Source organism: Actinomadura sp. ATCC 39365 (genome assembly GCF_054392275.1).
Genome location: NZ_CP184335.1, coordinates 9,395,272 through 9,410,507 on the forward strand (window position 1 = coordinate 9,395,272; position 15,236 = coordinate 9,410,507).

Here is a 15,236-nt window from a genome sequence, read left to right on the forward strand (position 1 = left end):
GGTCACCAGCTCTCGGGTTCGTGCGAAAGGCGGTCTTGCGGAAGGCGGTCTTGCGGAAGGCGGTCTTTGAGGAAGCGGGCGTGGCCGTCGCGGTAGGCCGTCCAGCGGGCGCGGGTGACGTCGCGCTGGAGGGTACGGGCGGGGTCGCCGAGGTCGGGCGCGATCACGCCGTCGGGCTCCAGCTCGGAGAACCAGTAGCGCTCGCCGTCGTGCAGGAAGTCGACGCAGAAGAACGGGATGGGCAGCCGCTCGTAGAAGTACGCCGTGGCCGCCGCCAGCTCGGGCGGCACGGGCGGGAACTCCATCGTGCCGCCCCTGCTGGCGTTGGCGACCGGCGAGCCCGGCTCCGGGATGCGCTTCATGACCGCGTACGGCTCGCCGTCCACGACGTAGACGCGGTAGTCCACGGTGCCGTCGCCCAGGTAGGGCTGGACGACGAGCGTGGTGTCGCCGCCCTGGGCGAGGCTGGCCAGGCCGCGCAGCTCCTCGGAGTCGCGGGCCAGGTTCACCCCGCCGCCGCCGCACCACCCGGACGGCTTGACCAGGGCCGGGTAGGTGAGGCCGGCGATGGCGGCCTCGTACAGGTGCTTGCTGGTGTCCCGGCCGGTGCCGATGCGCAGGGTCGGGATCGGCGGCACGGGCGAGTCGCTCAGCCGCAGGACGGTGGCCAGCTTGTCGTTGGCCACGGGCGACAGGGACGGCGGGAACGGCAGGTAGAAGCCGGCCTCCTCCAGCACGGCGTAGAGGGCGTACTGGTTGAAGACGTCCATGGACTGGTAGGGCAGGGAGTACAGGGCGGTGATGAAGAGCGTGTCCTCGGGGGTGACGGGCTCGTCGTCCACGAAGACGCGGGGCCTGCCGGGCTCCAGCGCGTCCACGGTGACCGAGTCCGGGGAGTTCCTGGTCCAGCGCAGGCCGAGCTCGGCGGCGACGTCCTCGTACAGGTCCCAGAAGAACGGGTGCCACATCGCGGTGGCCCTGGTGGACTCCCGGTCGGGGAAGATCCAGCACAAACGGCGCAACGGGGTCATGACTCTCCCTTCTGGCTCGCCCACCAGCGGCGGCCGGGCTCGGGCAGGGTGTCGATCGGGTCGTAGAAGGGGAAGCGGCGCTCCGGGCCGGGCGGCTCCAGCCCGATCCCGTGGCTCCTGGTCCAGTACGAGACGCCGCGTTCCCGGTCGTAGGCGGCGGCCTGGTGCACCCAGCGTTTGCCGACGTAGGGCACGTCGCACACGATCCGGGGCGTGGCGTAGCCGGGCAGGTGGCCCATGATGGCCTCCTGGAGGTGCCGCGCCTGGTGCAGCGGGGTGCGCCAGTGCTCGGCGTTGGGGATCAGGTCGCAGACGTAGAAGTAGTAGGGCAGGATGCCGGCCTCGCCGTGCAGGGCGAAGCACAGGTCGAGCAGGTCGTGCGGGGTGGCGTTCACGCCGCGCATGAGCACCCCTTGGTTGCGCACGTCCCGCACGCCGGCCGCGAGCAGGGCGCCGGCCGCCTCGGCGACCAGCGGCGTCACCGAGCGGGCGTGGTTGGCGTGGGTGTGCACGGCCAGGTTCACCCCGCGGGCCCTCGCGACGGCGGCTACCCGGCCCACGCCCTCGACCACGGCCGGCTGGAGCCAGTGCTGCGGCAGCCCGACCAGCGCCTTGGTGGCCAGCCGGATGTCGCGTACGGACTCCAGCTCCAGCAGTCGCAGCAGGAACGCCTCCAGCCGCGGCCACGGCATGTTCGCCAGGTCGCCGCCGGAGACCACCACGTCCCGGACGGCGGGCGTGCGCTTGAGGTAGTCCAGCATCAGCTCCTGCCGGTCCACCGGCCTGAGCGTGAGCCTGGCCTTGACGACCTGCGGGGTGGAGGTGCCGACCAGGTCCATCCGGGTGCAGTGGCCGCAGTACTGCGGGCACGTGGCCAGCAGCTCGGCCAGCACCTTCGTCGGGTAGCGGTGGGTCAGGCCCTCCACCGCCCACATCTCGGCCTCGTGCAGCGAGTCCCGCTGGGCCCGCGGATGGCTGGGCCAGACCGGGTGCCGGTCGGAGGCGACCGGCAGCAGGTAGCGGCGGACCGGGTTGGCCAGGAACGCCGCCGTGAACGCGGCCGGATCGCCGGCCTCGTCCGGCGCCATGACGTTGAGGAGCTGGGGCGTGACCAGGATGGACATGGTGGCGAACCGGGCCACGTCGGCGGCCAGGTCGGCGAGGAAGGCGTCCTGGAGCAGGTCGCCGGTCACGGCGCGGAGCTGTGCCGCGTTGCGCACGCAGTGGGCGCGCTGCCACTGGGCGTCGCGCCACTGCGCCTCGGTGACCCGGCGCCACCCCGGCAGCCGCCGCCAGTCGGGCTCGGCGAGCGCCCGCCGCGCGTACACGTAGGGGCGGCCGGCGGCCCCGGACCCCGCGGCCCCGGACCCCGCAGCCCCGGACCGGGCGGTCTCGACGTCGGCGGCGGGGCGGCGGGACCTGTCGTCGTTCGGGCTCATCCGGCGAACAGCGCCGCGTGCCGGGTGCGCAGCTCGCGCTTGAGCACCTTGCCTGTGGGGCCGAGCGGGTAGTCCTGCTCGGTGCGCGCCAGGATCACGGCGGCCAGCGTGGCCAGGCCCGCGTCGGCCAGCGCCTTGTTGGCCTTCTCCCTGATCTCCTCGGCGGTGACCGCGGCGGCCTCGGCCTGCGGCCGTACGACGGCGATCGGCACCTGCCCCTCGGGCCCCGGCACGCCGACGACCGAGCAGTCCTGGACGAGGTCCGCGCAGTCGGCGATGAGGACCTCCTCGACGGGCAGGCTGTAGACCGGCCCGGCGGCGGTGTCGATCACGTCCACGGTGCGGTCGAGGTGGTAGAAGTCGCCCTCGGCGTCCCGGCGGGCGACGTCGCCGGTCAGCCAGTAGCCGTTGAGCTCGAAGCTGCCGGTCAGCCTGGCGTCGTTCCAGTAGCCGGGGGTGCGCGACGGGGTGATCACGCCCAGCAGGCCGACCTCGCCGTCGGGCAGCTCTCGCCCGTTCTCGTCGAGCACGGCGGCCTTGATCACCGCGTCCTGGGGCTTGCCCACGCAGCGGTCGGCGCGCGGCGTCTCGGGGGAGGTGACCTGGCCGAACAGCGCCATGCCCATCTCCGAGGAGCCGAGGCCGTCCACGAACTGGGAGCCGGGCAGCGGCTCGCCGGCGGCCTCGCCGCGCGGCAGCAGCCACGACCTGATCAGCCCCGCGGGCCGCTCGCCGAGCTGGACGAGCCGCCGGATGTGGCCGTAGTGGGCGCTGTCGCCGGTGTTGAACCAGGAGTGCACCCTGGCCGCGCCCCTGACCGGCAGCTCGCCGGTGGCCAGCTCGACGAACGTGCGCGGGAACGAGGCCACCATGGTCGGCTGGAACGCCTCCATGACCGGCTCCACCCCGGCCCGCCGCCAGTCCGACATGATCACGGTCGGCAGCCCGAGCAGCACCGCGGTGAGGAAGTAGCTGAGCCCGCCCGCGTGCGTGTGCGGCATGAGCGACATCAGCCGGTCGTACGGCTCCGCCGGGAAACGCACCATCCGGAGCTGCTTGCCGTCCCAGAAGCTGCGATGTCCGAGGATGGTGGACTTGGGGGTGCCGGTGGTGCCGGAGGAGTGGATGAGCGCCACCACGTCGTCCGGCTCGTGCCGGTACGGGTACTGCTGCGGCAGCCCGCCCGACGCCGCGTCGTGGGCCCGCACCTCGGACGCCAGGGCGACGAATCGGGGCCGGGCCCGCGGCGTGTTGCGGTAGGCGAGCTGCAGCCGGGTCGTGTCGTCGGCGACCACGCCCACCACGCCGACGTGCTCCAGGTAGCCGGCCATGACGTCGGCCCGCATGGCGTCGTTGACCATCGCCGGGATGGCGCCGAGCGCGGTGAGCGCCAGGAAGTGCAGCAGCGGCTCCAGGCCCTCGGCGACGACGACACCCACGGGCTCGCCGGGCCGCACGCCGTTGGCGTGGTACCAGGTGGCGTACCGGTCGCGCAGGGCCGCGAGGTCGGTCAGGCTGTGGCCGCGTAAGACGACCTGGCCGCGGTGGTCGGTGTGGTGGCTGTGGACGAACGGCACCGACCGGTTGGGGTTGGCCGCGAGCGCGTGGTCGAGGAAGTTGCCCGCGCCGAGGCCGGGCTCGGTCATGAAGCCCTGCCGTACGGCCAGGGGGGCGATCGGGGTCCGGTCAGTCATGGTTGTGCCTCCAGGTCGCGTCGATCTCCGCGGCCACCCGGTGTCCTGAGCGGATGGCGCCTTCCATCAGGCCGAAGAACTCGGTGCTCGTCTCGGTGCCGGCCCAGTGCACCCGCTGGTGGGGGTCGTCAGCCGCGGGCCGAGCCGCAGCCAGTCGCCCGGCCCGAACAGCGCCGCGTAGCAGCCCCGGCTGTGCCGCTCGCCGAGCCAGTCGGTCACGTGGCAGGCGTCCGGGGCGGGCAGCCCGGGGAACAGCCGCGCGACCTGGGCCCGCGCCTGACCGGCCTGCTCGTCCGGGGGCAGCGCGGCGAACGCCTTGGCCTGCGCGCCGGTCACGAACCCGGTCAGCACGCCCGCCGAGCCATTGGCGGGCGAGTCGTCCACGGTGGACAGCAGGGGGCCGTCCGCGCTGACCGACCATCCCGAAAGGCCCTGCTCGCGCCAGAGCGGCGCGGGGTAGACCAGGTGCACCTTCACCGCGCAGCCGGGCGCCGTGCCTGGGCCCGACCGCGGCGCGGGCAGGCCCGGCCGGAACTCCACGGCGTCGGCCAGCACCGGCGGCACGGCGACCACCACCGCGTCCGCCCTGGTGACGCCGGTCACGGTGACGACGTCCACGCCGGTCGCGTCCTGGTGGACCGCGCGCACCGGCTCGCCCAGGCGCACCCGGTCGCCGAGCCGGGCGGCCAGGCGCAGGCACACCTGGTGGGCGCCGCCGTCGATCCGGTCCTCCTGCGCGCCGCCCGCGAAGGCGTTCAGGTAGCGCAGGCCGCCGCCCGAGCGCAGGTAGAAGGCCAGATGCAGGACGGACACGTCCGCCGGGTCCGCGGCCATCATCTCGCCGGCGAACAGCGGGAAGAACAGCCGCGCGTCCGGATGCGTCAGGTGCTCGGCGGCCCAGTCCGCCGCCGTGGTGGCGTCCAGGCGGGCGGCGTCCGGCGACAGCCAGGGTGCCTCGGGGCGGACGGCGGCGGCCAGCTCCTCCAGCGCGTCGAACAGGCCGCCCAGCGCGACCGCCGACAGGGGCGGGAACCGGCCGGTCCCGGGCTCGCCGCCGAGCGCGAACCTGGCCGCGCCGCCCACGGTGGCCGGGGTGGTCTTCAGGTCCAGCTCGGCCAGCAGGGTCGTCAGCGCGGTGTGCCGCTCCCCCAGGTACGCCGCGCCCGCGTCGGCCCAGCCGCCGGGGGCGACCTCGATGCCGTGCGTACGCCCGCCGACGCGGTCCCTGGCCTCGATCACGGTGACCTCGGCGCCGGTCGCGGCCAGGTCGGCGGCGGCGGTGAGCCCCGCGAGGCCCGCTCCCACGACGACGACCCTCATGCCAGGCTCGCGATCTTCTTGGCCAGCGCGGCCGGGGTGGGCGCGTCGAGGAAGTCGTCGAAGTCCAGCTCGGCGCCGCAGTCGCGGGCGATCGCGCTGAGGACGCGGGTGGCGAGCAGCGAATCCCCACCCAAGACGAAAAAGTCGGAATCATCCGTTATTTCGGGGTTTTCCAGTACCCGCCGGAAGATGTCAGAGACGGCGGTGACGTCCACGTGCATGATCTCCTTCAGTTGGTGGTGTAGCGCCGGTGCGAACCGGCGCGGTCGACCTTTCCGCTGGTGGTGTAGGCCAGTTCGGGCACAACGGTGATCCGGCTGGGCACCAGGTGGCCCGGCACCCGGTCCCGCAGGTAGTCCCGGACCTCGGCGGCCAAGCCGTCCCCGGCGTCCCGGCCGGGCTGCGGGCTGGGCACGACGTACGCGGCGAGGGTGGTGTGATCGGCGATCGTGACGCCCGCCACCGCCACCGCGCCCACGCCCGGATGGCCGGCGATGTGCGCCTCGACCTCGGCCGGGTCCACCCGGATGCCCCGGATCTTGAGCTCGTGGTCGAGCCGTCCCTCGTGGACGAGCGCCCCGCCGCCGGTCACGGTGACCCGGTCCCCGGTGCGGAAGAACCGCCCGGCGCCCGGCTCGGGGGTGACGAAGCGGGCGGCGGTCGCCTCCGGCAGGCCCAGGTAGCCCAGCGCCAGGGCCGGTCCGCCGACCAGCAACTCGCCCTCCGCGCTCACCCGCTGCTCGACGTGCGCAAGCGCCCACCCGATCGGCACCCGCTCCCCCGCCGCCGAAGCCCGCTCCCCCGCGACCCCGCCGGCCATCGGGCCGTGCAGGTCGATCGCGTGCGTGATGAGCGTGGTCTCCGTGCACCCGTAGGTGTTGAGCAGGCGGACGCCGCCGGTGTCCAGGGCCCGCCAGTCCGCCAGGCGCGACGGGCTGACCGCCTCGCCGCCGATGATCACCAGCCGGACGCACGGGGGCAGCGCGGCCCCCTCGTCGGCCAGGTGCCGTACCAGCTCGTGCCAGAACGCCGTGGGCAGGTCCAGCACGCTGATCCGCTCGTCGGCGACCGCGCGCAACATCCGGCGGAACGAGCCCGAGTGCGCGCCGTCGTGGAAGACCAGCGCCGCCCCGCCGGTCAGGGCGGGCAGGATCTCCTCCAGGCAGGTGTCCCAGTTCAGCGAGGCGAACTGGAGCACCCGGTCGGCCGGGGTGATGCCGAACAGCTCGCGCAGCGCCCCGGTCACGACGGAGATCGCCCGCCTGGGCGTCACCACGGGCTTGGGCGCGCCGGTCGAACCGGAGGTGAACAGGACGTACGCGGGCGCGTCCCCCGCGACGGCCGGGAGCTCGCCCGCCGGGCCGCCGTCGGGGTCGCCGTGATCGGGCGGCTCGATCACCCGCACGCCGTCCGGGCCCCATGCGTCCGGTCCGGACGCGACCAGCGTGCGGCAGCCGGCCGCCGCCAGCATCGCCTGCCGGCGGGCCCGCGGGTGCGCCGGGTCGACGGGCACGTACACGCCGCCCGCCGCCAGCGTGCCGAGCAGCGCGGCCACGGTCCCCGGCGTGCGGGACGCCGGCACGGCCACCGCCCCGGGATCGGGCCCGAGCCGCCGGGCCGTCGCGCGGACCCACGCGGCCAGCTCGGCGTAGGTGACGGTGCGACCGTCGTGGACCAGGGCCGGACGGCCGGGATGGCGCCCGGCCGTGCGGGCGAACTCCTGGAGAACGTCGTGGTGCGGTTCGGACAACGCTGCCTCTTCCCCGGGTGACGCGACGGGGCCGGCCGCGCGTCCGCGCGTCTGTCAGCCCGTGTCAAGCGAATGTGGAGCGAACCCAAGCGAGATCGCGTTCAGAGTGCAGCAGGGCGCTGCACGGGGGCTTGATGGCGTCAGGATTTCGGCTGTACTGCCTGTCATGTCTCCTGTATGGCGGCCTGCGACGTGGCAAAGGGGAAATGCGATATGTCAGACGAAACAGCACGGGCGGGTCTGGCGGACGTACTGAAGATCGGGCTCCTGGGGGCGGTGCGGGCATGGCGGGGGCGCCAGGAGATCCCGCTCGGGCCGCCCCGGCAGCGCGCGGCGCTGGCCCTGCTCGCGCTGGACGCGGGCCGGCTCGTCTCGGTGAACCGGCTGATCGAGGGCCTGTGGGGCGAGCGTCCGCCGGCCGGGGCGCGCAACCTGGTGCAGGGGTACGTCTCCCGGCTGCGTCCCCTCCTGGCGGCGGCCGGCGTCACCATCGCCTACCGCCCGCGCGGCTACCAGCTCGGGCTGGACCCCGGGCAGGTGGACGTGCACGAGTTCCGCGCGGCGGTCATCCGGGCGCGCGCCGGGGAGACGGCCGAGCGGCAGGCCACCGGGCTGCGCCGCGCCCTGACCCTGTGGCGCGGCGAGCCGCTGACCGGCGTCTCCGGCGGCGAGCTGCTGGACCGGCTGCGCGACGCGCTCGCCGAGGAACGCCTCGGAGCCGTCGAGGAGTGCCTGGACGCCGAGGTCCGGGCGGGCCGCGCGGCCGTGCTGGTCCCCGAGCTGATCGCGCTGGTCGCCGAGCACCCGTTCCGCGAGGGGCTGGTCGGCCTGCTCATGCTGGCGCTGTGCCGGGCCGGCCGCCGCGTGGACGCGCTGGAGCGGTACGAGCGCACCCGCCGCCGCCTCACCGAGGAACTGGGCCTCGACCCCGGCCCCGAGCTGCGGCAACTGCACCAGCGCATCCTGCGCGGGAACGTTCCGCCGATCAGGCGGGCCGATTCCCGGGAAACGGTGACGCCCGCGCAACTGCCGCCCGGCCCCGGCCAGTTCACCGGCCGGACGGCCGAGCTCCGGCTGCTCGACCCGCTCGCGGACGGCGGCGACCCGGCCGGCGGCGGGACGGCGATCTCGGTGCTGACCGGCGCGGGCGGATCGGGCAAGACGGCCCTGGCCCTGCACTGGGCCCACCGCAACCGCCACCGCTTCCCCGACGGCCAGCTCTACGTGGACCTGCGCGGGCACTCGGCCGAGCGGCCGCTGCTGCCGATCGAGGCGCTCGGCCGGTTCCTGCGCGGGCTGGGCCTGCCCGCCGAGCGCGTGCCCGGCACGGTGGAGGAGGCCAGCGCGGCCTACCGCAGCCTGCTGGCCGACCGGCGGGTGCTGGTGGTGCTGGACAACGCCGGCAGCGAGGAGCAGGTCCGCCCGCTGCTGCCGGGCGGACGGCGCTGCGCCACCGTGATCACCAGCAGGGACCGCCTGGACGGCCTGGTCGCCCGGGACGGCGCGATCCCCGTCCCGCTCGGCGTGTTGTCCACCGGCGAGGCGGTCACGCTGTTCGGCGGGATCCTCGGCGGCGAGCGGCTGGCCGCCGAGCGGGACGCGGCGCTCGACCTGGCCAGGGCGTGCGGCCGGTTGCCGCTGGCGCTGCGCATCGCCGCCGCGGGCATCCTCGGGCGGCCGGGCGGGGACGCCGTCGGCGACATCGCCGGTCAGGTGCGCCGGCTCACCGGCACCCGATTATCGGCCCTGGCGGTCACCGGAGATCCGCACGCGGCCGTGCGCGGCGCGTTCGACCTGTCCTATCACCGCCTGGATCCGGCGGCGCGGCGGCTGTTCCGGCTGCTGGCGCTCGTCCCCGGGCCCACGTTCACCGCGGGGGCGGCCGGCGCGCTGGCCGGGACCGTGCCCGCCGAGGCCGACCGGCTGCTGTCCGGGCTCGCCGCCGCGCACCTGGTCGAGGAGCCGGAGCCGGGCCGCTACACCTTCCACGACCTGATGCGGGAGTACGCCCGCGAACGCGTGCTGGCCGAGGAGGCCGCGCCGGGACGGGCCCGCGCACTGGACGCGCTGATGGCCTGGTACCTGCGGATGGTCCGGGAGGCCGGCGACGTCGCCTACCCCCATCTGCTGCGCGCCCCCGCCGACGGCTCCGGCCGCCCGCCCGCCTTCACCGCCGCCGCCCCCGCGCTGGCCTGGCTGGACGCCGAACGCGCCAACCTCGTCGCCGCCGTACGGAACGCCCCGGACCACCCGTACGCCTGGCGGCTCATCGACGCCATGAACGGCTACCTCGACCTGACCGGCGGCCAGCCCGGCTGGACCGACGTGCTGCGGGATGCGCGGCGGGCCGCCCGCGCGGCCGGCGACCACCTGGGCCAGGCGGCCGTCGGGCACTGCCTGGCCGCCACCCGGTGGCGGGCGGCCGAGCTGACCGAGGCGGTCGCGGAGCTGCGGGGGGCGTTCACGGCCGCCGAGCTGGCGGGCTGGCCGGAGGGGAAGCTCGCGGCGCTGGCCGCGCTCGGCGTGGTCCACCTCCAGCAGGGCAGGCTCGGCGCGGCCCGACGGCTGCTGACCCTGGCCGTGGACGGCTCGCGGCGCTCCTCGCGGGTGGGGGCCGCGCCGCTCGTCGACCTCGGGCTGGCGCTGACCCAGATGGGCCGGCTCGACGCCGCCGAGGAACGCCTGAGCGAGGCGGTGTCGCTCTGCCGGGACCGCGGACTGACGGCGACCGAGGCCGCCGCGCTGGCCAGCCTCGGCAACGTGCTGCGGCTGACCGGCCGGCTGGGCGAGGCCGTCCGCTGCCTGACGGCGGCGCGCGGGCTCGGCGCCGCGATCGGCGAACGGTACCAGGCCGACCTGTGCAGGGAGCTGGCCGACGTGCACCTGGACGCGGGCCGGCGGGCCGACGCGCTTGGCTACGCCGAGGAGGCGCTGCGGCGGGCGCTGGCGGTCGGCGATCCCAAGCTGGAGCTGGACGCCCTGCTCGGGCTCGGCCGGATCGGCTGCCAGACCGACCCCGTGGCCGCCGTCGGGCACCTGAGCGCCGCGCTGGAGCGGGCCCGCGGCATCGGCGCCGCCGTGGGCCAGGCGGACGCTCTCGTGGGGCTGGCCGTGGCGCGTACCCGCCTGGACGAGCACGTGACCGCCATGCGCGACACGCTGGCGGGGCTGGCGCTGGCCAGGAAGGCGGGCGCGGTGCTGGTGCAGGGCGCGGCGCTGGCGGCGGGCGCGGAGGCGGCGCTGGCGGCCGGCGATCCGGGCCTGGCCATCTCCTACGCCGCCCGCGCGGCCCGCGTGCACGCCGGCAGCGGCTACAAGCTGGGCGAGGCGCGGGCCCTGGTGACGCTGGGACGCGCCCACCGCCGCACCGGCGACGAGCCGGCCGCCGAACGGTTCCGGGAACGGGCCGGCGACCTGTTCACGGCGGTCCTGGATCCGCCACCGGCCCGGCCCGCCGAGGTGGCCGCGGGCCGATGACCGGCCCCGCCGAGGCCCCGGCGGGATCAGTGGAGTACGCCGTGCTCCGCGGCCCAGGCGGCGACCTGCGTGCGCGAGCCGAAGTTGAGCTTGAGCAGGATGTTGGCGACGTGCCGGGCGGCGGTGGCGGGGCTGATGAACAGCTCCTCGCCGATGGCCCGGTTGGACAGCCCCCGGCTGATCAGCACGACGATCTCCCGCTCGCGCGGCGTGAGCACCGACGCCGGGCCCGCCGCAGGCCGCGGCGCGCCCTGGGCCGGCCGCTCGCCCTGGAGGCCGTAGCGCAGGGCCTCCTCCTCCGTCATGCCGCCGCCCATCGTCCACCAGAGCTGGACCTGCCCCTCACCGGCCTCCGCGCGGGCGCGGGCGAGCAGCGGCTCGGGCGTGGCGGACGTCCAGACGGGCAGCCCGAGCCGCTCCTCCATGGCCTTGGCCGCGGCCCAGAGGCGTACGGCGGTCTCCAGGTCGTGCTGATTGTCGGCCAGGACGGCCAGCGCGACCAGCGCGGAGATGATCGGCAGGTGCTGCCCCATGGACCGGCTCAGCGTCACGCACCGGGCCAGCCGCGCCCTGGCCCGCTCCGCCTCGCCCTGGCGGGCCAGGACCGCGCCGAGCAGGCCGAGGCTGGTCGCGAGGACCGGCTTGGCCGCCATCTCCTCGGCCAGCTCGGCGCACTCCTCCAGGTGGCGGCGGGCGCTGTCGAGGTCGCCGAGGAAGTCGGCGAAGCGGCCCAGCTCCAGGTGGGCCCTGGTGACCCCCCACAGGTGGCCGAAGCGGGAGTAGACCTCGATGGCCTCCTCGCCCCTGGCCAGCGACTCGCGCCGGAGGCCGTGGAAGGCGGCCACCCCGGACAGCAGCAGCCGCGCCGACGCCTCGATCAGGCCGTTGCCGACGCGCAGGGCCAGTTCCAGGGCCTCCTCGCCGCGCTCGGCGGCCAGCGCGATGTCGCCCTTGGTGCCTTCGTACATGCCGGCGATCACGAGGGTGAAGGCCAGCATGAAGTCGTCGCCGGTCGCGCGGCGCAGCTCGAGGGCGCGGGCGGCCGACTCGCCGCAGGCGGCGGCGTCCTGCTGCTCGTAGGCCAGGTTGGCGTGGTGGAGCAGGGCCTCGGCGGACAGGTCGCCGAGGGAGCGGGCGGCGGGCAGCGCGAGCAGGCTCTCGTACCAGCGGCGGCCCTCGGTCAGCTCGCCGAACCCGGCCCACAGCGGCATGTAGCCGCACGCCAGCCGCAGACCGGGCTCGGCCAGGCCGGACTCGACGGCCCAGGACAGGGCCTCGCGGGCGTTGCCCAGCAGGTCCTGGAGCGCGAGCAGCCGGGCGTAGCGCTCGGGCCAGGTCAGGCCGGGCGTGGCCCACACGTCGCGGCCGTGGTGGTGGGCGAGGTCGGCCAGGCCGTGGAGCAGCCGGTCGCGCAGGTGCCGGGCCTCGCCGGCCGACTCCAGCTTCCCGGCGGCGAACTGGCGGGCCGACTCCAGCAGCCGGTAGCACGAGCTGCCCTGGTCGAACAGCACGAGCGACTTGTCGACCAGGCCGCTGAGCACGTCGAGGACCTGGGCGGCGGCCAGGCTCGGCCCCGCGCAGACGGACTCGGCCAGGTCGAGGGTGAACGGCCCGCTGAACACCGCGAGCCGCCGGAAGAGCACCTGCTCGCGCGGCGAGAGCAGGTCGTGGCTCCATTCGAGGGTGGCCAGCAGGGTGCGCTGCCGGGCCGGCGCGGTACGGCCGCTCGCCGTCAGCAGCCGGAACCGGTCGTTGACCCGGGCCGAGATCTGGCCGGGCGACATCGCGGCGGTCCTGGCCGCGGCCAGCTCCAGGGCCAGCGGCAGGCCGTCGAGGGCGTGGCAGAGCCGGGCGATGTCGCCGGCGTTGGCGCCGGTGACCGAGAGCCCCGACCCGGCCGAGCGCGCCCGGTCGAGGAAGAGCTGCACGGACTCGACCCGCTCGACCTCCTCGGCCGCCTCCGCCGGACCGGGCAGCGCCAGCGGCGGCACCCGCCACACCAGCTCGCCGGGGATCTTCAGCGGCTCCCGGCTGGTCACCAGCAGCCGCAGGTCCTCGCAGGAGGTCAGCAGCCGCTCGGCCAGCTCGGCGCACGCCTCGACCAGGTGCTCGCAGTTGTCCAGGACGAGCAGCGGCTTCTTGCCGCGCAGGAAGTCGACCAGCGTGTCGAGCAGCGGCCGCACGCCCTCCTCGTGCACGCCCAGCACCTTGGTGATCTCGTGGACCAGCAGGTCGGCCCGGGTCAGCCTGGACAGCTCGGCCAGCCAGACCCCGTCGGGGAAGGACGGGACCAGCCGGGAGGCGATCTGCAGTGCGCACCGGGTCTTGCCGGTGCCTCCGACGCCGCTGAGCGTCAGCAGCCTGACCTCACCGACCAGCCCGCACAACTCCTCCAGATCCCGTTCCCGGCCGATGAACCTGTCGGGCTCGGCGGGAAGGTTGTGTCTGAGCAACGTCACCATGATCCTCATGTGTCTGGACCCCAGGATTGGCACCCAGTGTGACACCGCCCTCACGAGCTGTCAGAGGTTTGCCCCAAGCGCGGGATCGGGGGCGCGGACCGGGACGATCCGCAGCCGCGCGTCGATCAGCAGGGTGACGTCGTGCTCGGTGATGATCCTGCGGCACTCGGCCGGGTCGGGCTCGTGCGCCGCGACCAGCCGCGCGCCCGCGCCGAGCACCATGTCGTACGCCCGCAGGTCGGCCCCGGCGACCAGGACGACGTCGGCGGCGCCCACCTTGCGGGCGGTGGTGAGCCGGGCGGTGGGCTCGATCGGGCCGTCGGCGCCGAGCAGGCTGTCGAAGCCGGCGGTGCCGGGGATGCCGGTGAAGGAGTAGACCTGCCGGATGTCGGCCTCCTGGGCGATGGCGTCGGCGTCGTCCCGGTCGGTGATCATGATGCGGGCCCCGGCGGCGGCCGGTCCGCCGGGGATGGACACGACCACGCCGCCCGCGGCGAGCACGGCGTACCCGGCGACGGGGAGGTGGCAACCGCCGCGCAGCAGCACGACCACCGGGTCGCCGGGGCGCAGGCCCCGCCGCCGCAGGCCCTGCGCGGCCTGGCGGGCGCGGACGGCGAGCGTGCCGTACGTGAGCGTGGCGCCGCTCGCGGCCTCGGCGACCGCCACCCGCGGGCCGAGAGCGGCCGCCCGCAGCAGGACCGTCTCCGTCCAACCAGTCATGGCCCCCAGGCTAGGAAGGGGGACGGCCGGGCGGCATGGTCCAGAGTGTGTAACCGGGTGTGTAATCCGGCCGCGCCCATACCCGATTCCGCATGGCTTGAGCCCGCGCGGGGGCGGCGCGCGTACCTCCTGACGGCAGATCCCGGTTCCGGTTTCGGAGGTACGTCATGCACCGCAGAGTCGCCCTGCTCGCCGTCGTCGCGCTCGCCGTGGCGGGCGCGCCGGTCCCCGCGCAGGCCGGGACCACCCAGGACCGCGGCCCCGTGGGCTGGTCGGGGGCCGGTTCGTCGGCCCAGCGCAGGACCGTCATGGACTACTGGACGCCGGAGCGCATGCGGGCGGCCAGGCCGCTCTCCGCGCCCACGCCGCGCCGCGGGACGTCCTCCGACGGGCCGACGCAGGGCACGCCCTGGGCGACCCGCGGCGTCACGGGCGGCCGCCGGATCACGACCTCCTCCTGGACCGGCTCCTTGACCGGCCCCCGGACTGGCGGGGCGGCCTCCTCGCTCGCCGGAAGCACGGCGGCCCGCCGGGCGGCGCCCGCGCAGAACAGTCCCGGCCAGGCGTGGGCCGACGGCGGCGGCGTCGCCCGCACGGTCGGCCGGGTCTTCTTCACCACCGCCGAGGGGCGGACGGCCTCCTGCTCGGGCACCGCGGTGACCAGCGCCAACGAGAGCGTCGTGATGACCGCGGGCCACTGCGTCAAGATGGGCGGCGCCGCCCACCGCAACTGGGTGTTCGTCCCGGGCTTCGACGACGGCCGCCGCCCGTTCGGCACGTGGGTGGCCACCCGGCTGCTGACCACCCAGCAGTGGAACACCAACGAGGACATCAACTTCGACGTCGCCGCCGCCGTGGTCGCGCCCTTGCAGGGGCGTACGCTCACCGACGTCGTCGGCGGCCAGGGGGTGGCCTTCAACCAGCCCACCGGACGGCAGATGTTCTCCTTCGGCTACCCGGCCGCCGCCCCCTTCGACGGCTCCGACCTCGTGTTCTGCAGCGGGCGGGTGTTCAAGGACCCGGTCAGGACCCGCGACCAGGGGCTGCGCTGCGCGATGACCGGCGGGTCGAGCGGCGGGCCGTGGTTCGAGGGGTTCGACACCGCCAGCGGCCTCGGCTGGCTGAACTCCGTCAACAGCTTCAAGTACGACTTCGCCCCCGACTTCATGTTCGGCCCCTTCTTCGGGAACGAGGCCATGGCCGTCTACCAGGCCGCACAACGCTCCGGCGCCGCCTGACCACCGCCGGCGTCCGCTGACTGATCTGTTTTGGGCCCCCCGGCCGGTATTCCGGCCGCACGGCGGACGCTCTGACCCGGCGCACGAACGCCACCACGCCGTCAG

General features: G+C 75.3%; 9 protein-coding genes and 1 pseudogene. 2 read left to right on the forward strand and 8 right to left on the reverse strand.

The window, feature by feature from the left end:
* Positions 1-2: 2 nt before the first annotated feature.
* The 6 genes and pseudogenes from ACNF49_RS45065 to ACNF49_RS45090 form a co-directional block, all read right to left on the reverse strand.
* The gene (locus ACNF49_RS45065) at positions 3-1,031 is read right to left on the reverse strand and encodes an ATP-grasp domain-containing protein (protein ID WP_482941560.1); all 1,029 of its coding nucleotides are present in this window, start codon (positions 1,029-1,031) and stop codon (positions 3-5) included.
* A complete protein-coding gene (locus ACNF49_RS45070; protein WP_482941561.1) occupies positions 1,028-2,470 on the reverse strand; it encodes a KamA family radical SAM protein in 1,443 nt (480 codons plus the stop codon). The genes ACNF49_RS45065 and ACNF49_RS45070 overlap by 4 nt, the downstream gene beginning before the upstream one ends.
* The gene (locus ACNF49_RS45075) at positions 2,467-4,164 is read right to left on the reverse strand and encodes a class I adenylate-forming enzyme family protein (RefSeq protein WP_357979826.1); all 1,698 of its coding nucleotides are present in this window, start codon (positions 4,162-4,164) and stop codon (positions 2,467-2,469) included. Before ACNF49_RS45075 ends, ACNF49_RS45070 begins: the two co-directional genes overlap by 4 nt.
* A pseudogene (locus tag ACNF49_RS45080) lies at positions 4,157-5,484 on the reverse strand (flavin monoamine oxidase family protein). The gene ACNF49_RS45075 and the pseudogene ACNF49_RS45080 overlap by 8 nt, the downstream one beginning before the upstream one ends.
* Positions 5,481-5,699 (reverse strand): phosphopantetheine-binding protein, encoded by a 219-nt coding sequence (locus ACNF49_RS45085; protein ID WP_352324385.1) that lies wholly within the window; start codon positions 5,697-5,699, stop codon positions 5,481-5,483. Before ACNF49_RS45085 ends, ACNF49_RS45080 begins: the two are co-directional and overlap by 4 nt.
* A 14-nt stretch (positions 5,700-5,713) precedes the next feature.
* Entirely contained in the window at positions 5,714-7,234 is a 1,521-nt protein-coding gene (locus tag ACNF49_RS45090; RefSeq protein ID WP_482941562.1) for an amino acid adenylation domain-containing protein, read from the reverse strand.
* 213 nt (positions 7,235-7,447) lie between these two features.
* Here ACNF49_RS45090 and ACNF49_RS45095 point away from each other — a divergent pair, with 213 nt between their 5' ends.
* Positions 7,448-10,711, forward strand: coding sequence for an AfsR/SARP family transcriptional regulator (locus tag ACNF49_RS45095; protein WP_482941563.1), 3,264 nt, complete (start codon positions 7,448-7,450; stop codon positions 10,709-10,711).
* Positions 10,712-10,737: 26 nt separating this feature from the next.
* Here the strand turns inward: ACNF49_RS45095 and ACNF49_RS45100 are convergent, their stop codons facing one another.
* Together ACNF49_RS45100 and ACNF49_RS45105 are read right to left on the reverse strand one after the other, a co-directional pair.
* Entirely contained in the window at positions 10,738-13,164 is a 2,427-nt protein-coding gene (locus ACNF49_RS45100) for an ATP-binding protein (RefSeq protein WP_482941564.1), read from the reverse strand.
* Between the two features lie 69 nt (positions 13,165-13,233).
* Positions 13,234-13,893, reverse strand: coding sequence for an AMP-binding protein (locus tag ACNF49_RS45105; protein WP_357979816.1), 660 nt, complete (start codon positions 13,891-13,893; stop codon positions 13,234-13,236).
* A gap of 167 nt (positions 13,894-14,060) precedes the next feature.
* Here ACNF49_RS45105 and ACNF49_RS45110 point away from each other — a divergent pair, with 167 nt between their 5' ends.
* Positions 14,061-15,131, forward strand: a complete 1,071-nt coding sequence (locus tag ACNF49_RS45110) for a trypsin-like serine peptidase (RefSeq protein ID WP_482941565.1) — start codon at positions 14,061-14,063, stop codon at positions 15,129-15,131.
* Positions 15,132-15,236 lie beyond the last annotated feature (105 nt).

Bases quoted from the DNA above. Each gene is read 5' to 3' on its own strand.
- ACNF49_RS45065 (WP_482941560.1), bottom strand. From the start codon at position 1,031: ATGACCCCGTTGCGCCGTTTGTGCTGGATCTTCCCCGACCGGGAGTCC.
- ACNF49_RS45070 (WP_482941561.1), bottom strand. From the start codon at position 2,470: ATGAGCCCGAACGACGACAGGTCCCGCCGCCCCGCCGCCGACGTCGAG.
- ACNF49_RS45075 (WP_357979826.1), bottom strand. From the start codon at position 4,164: ATGACTGACCGGACCCCGATCGCCCCCCTGGCCGTACGGCAGGGCTTC.
- ACNF49_RS45095 (WP_482941563.1), top strand. From the start codon at position 7,448: ATGTCAGACGAAACAGCACGGGCGGGTCTGGCGGACGTACTGAAGATC.
- ACNF49_RS45105 (WP_357979816.1), bottom strand. From the start codon at position 13,893: ATGACTGGTTGGACGGAGACGGTCCTGCTGCGGGCGGCCGCTCTCGGC.
- ACNF49_RS45110 (WP_482941565.1), top strand. From the start codon at position 14,061: ATGCACCGCAGAGTCGCCCTGCTCGCCGTCGTCGCGCTCGCCGTGGCG.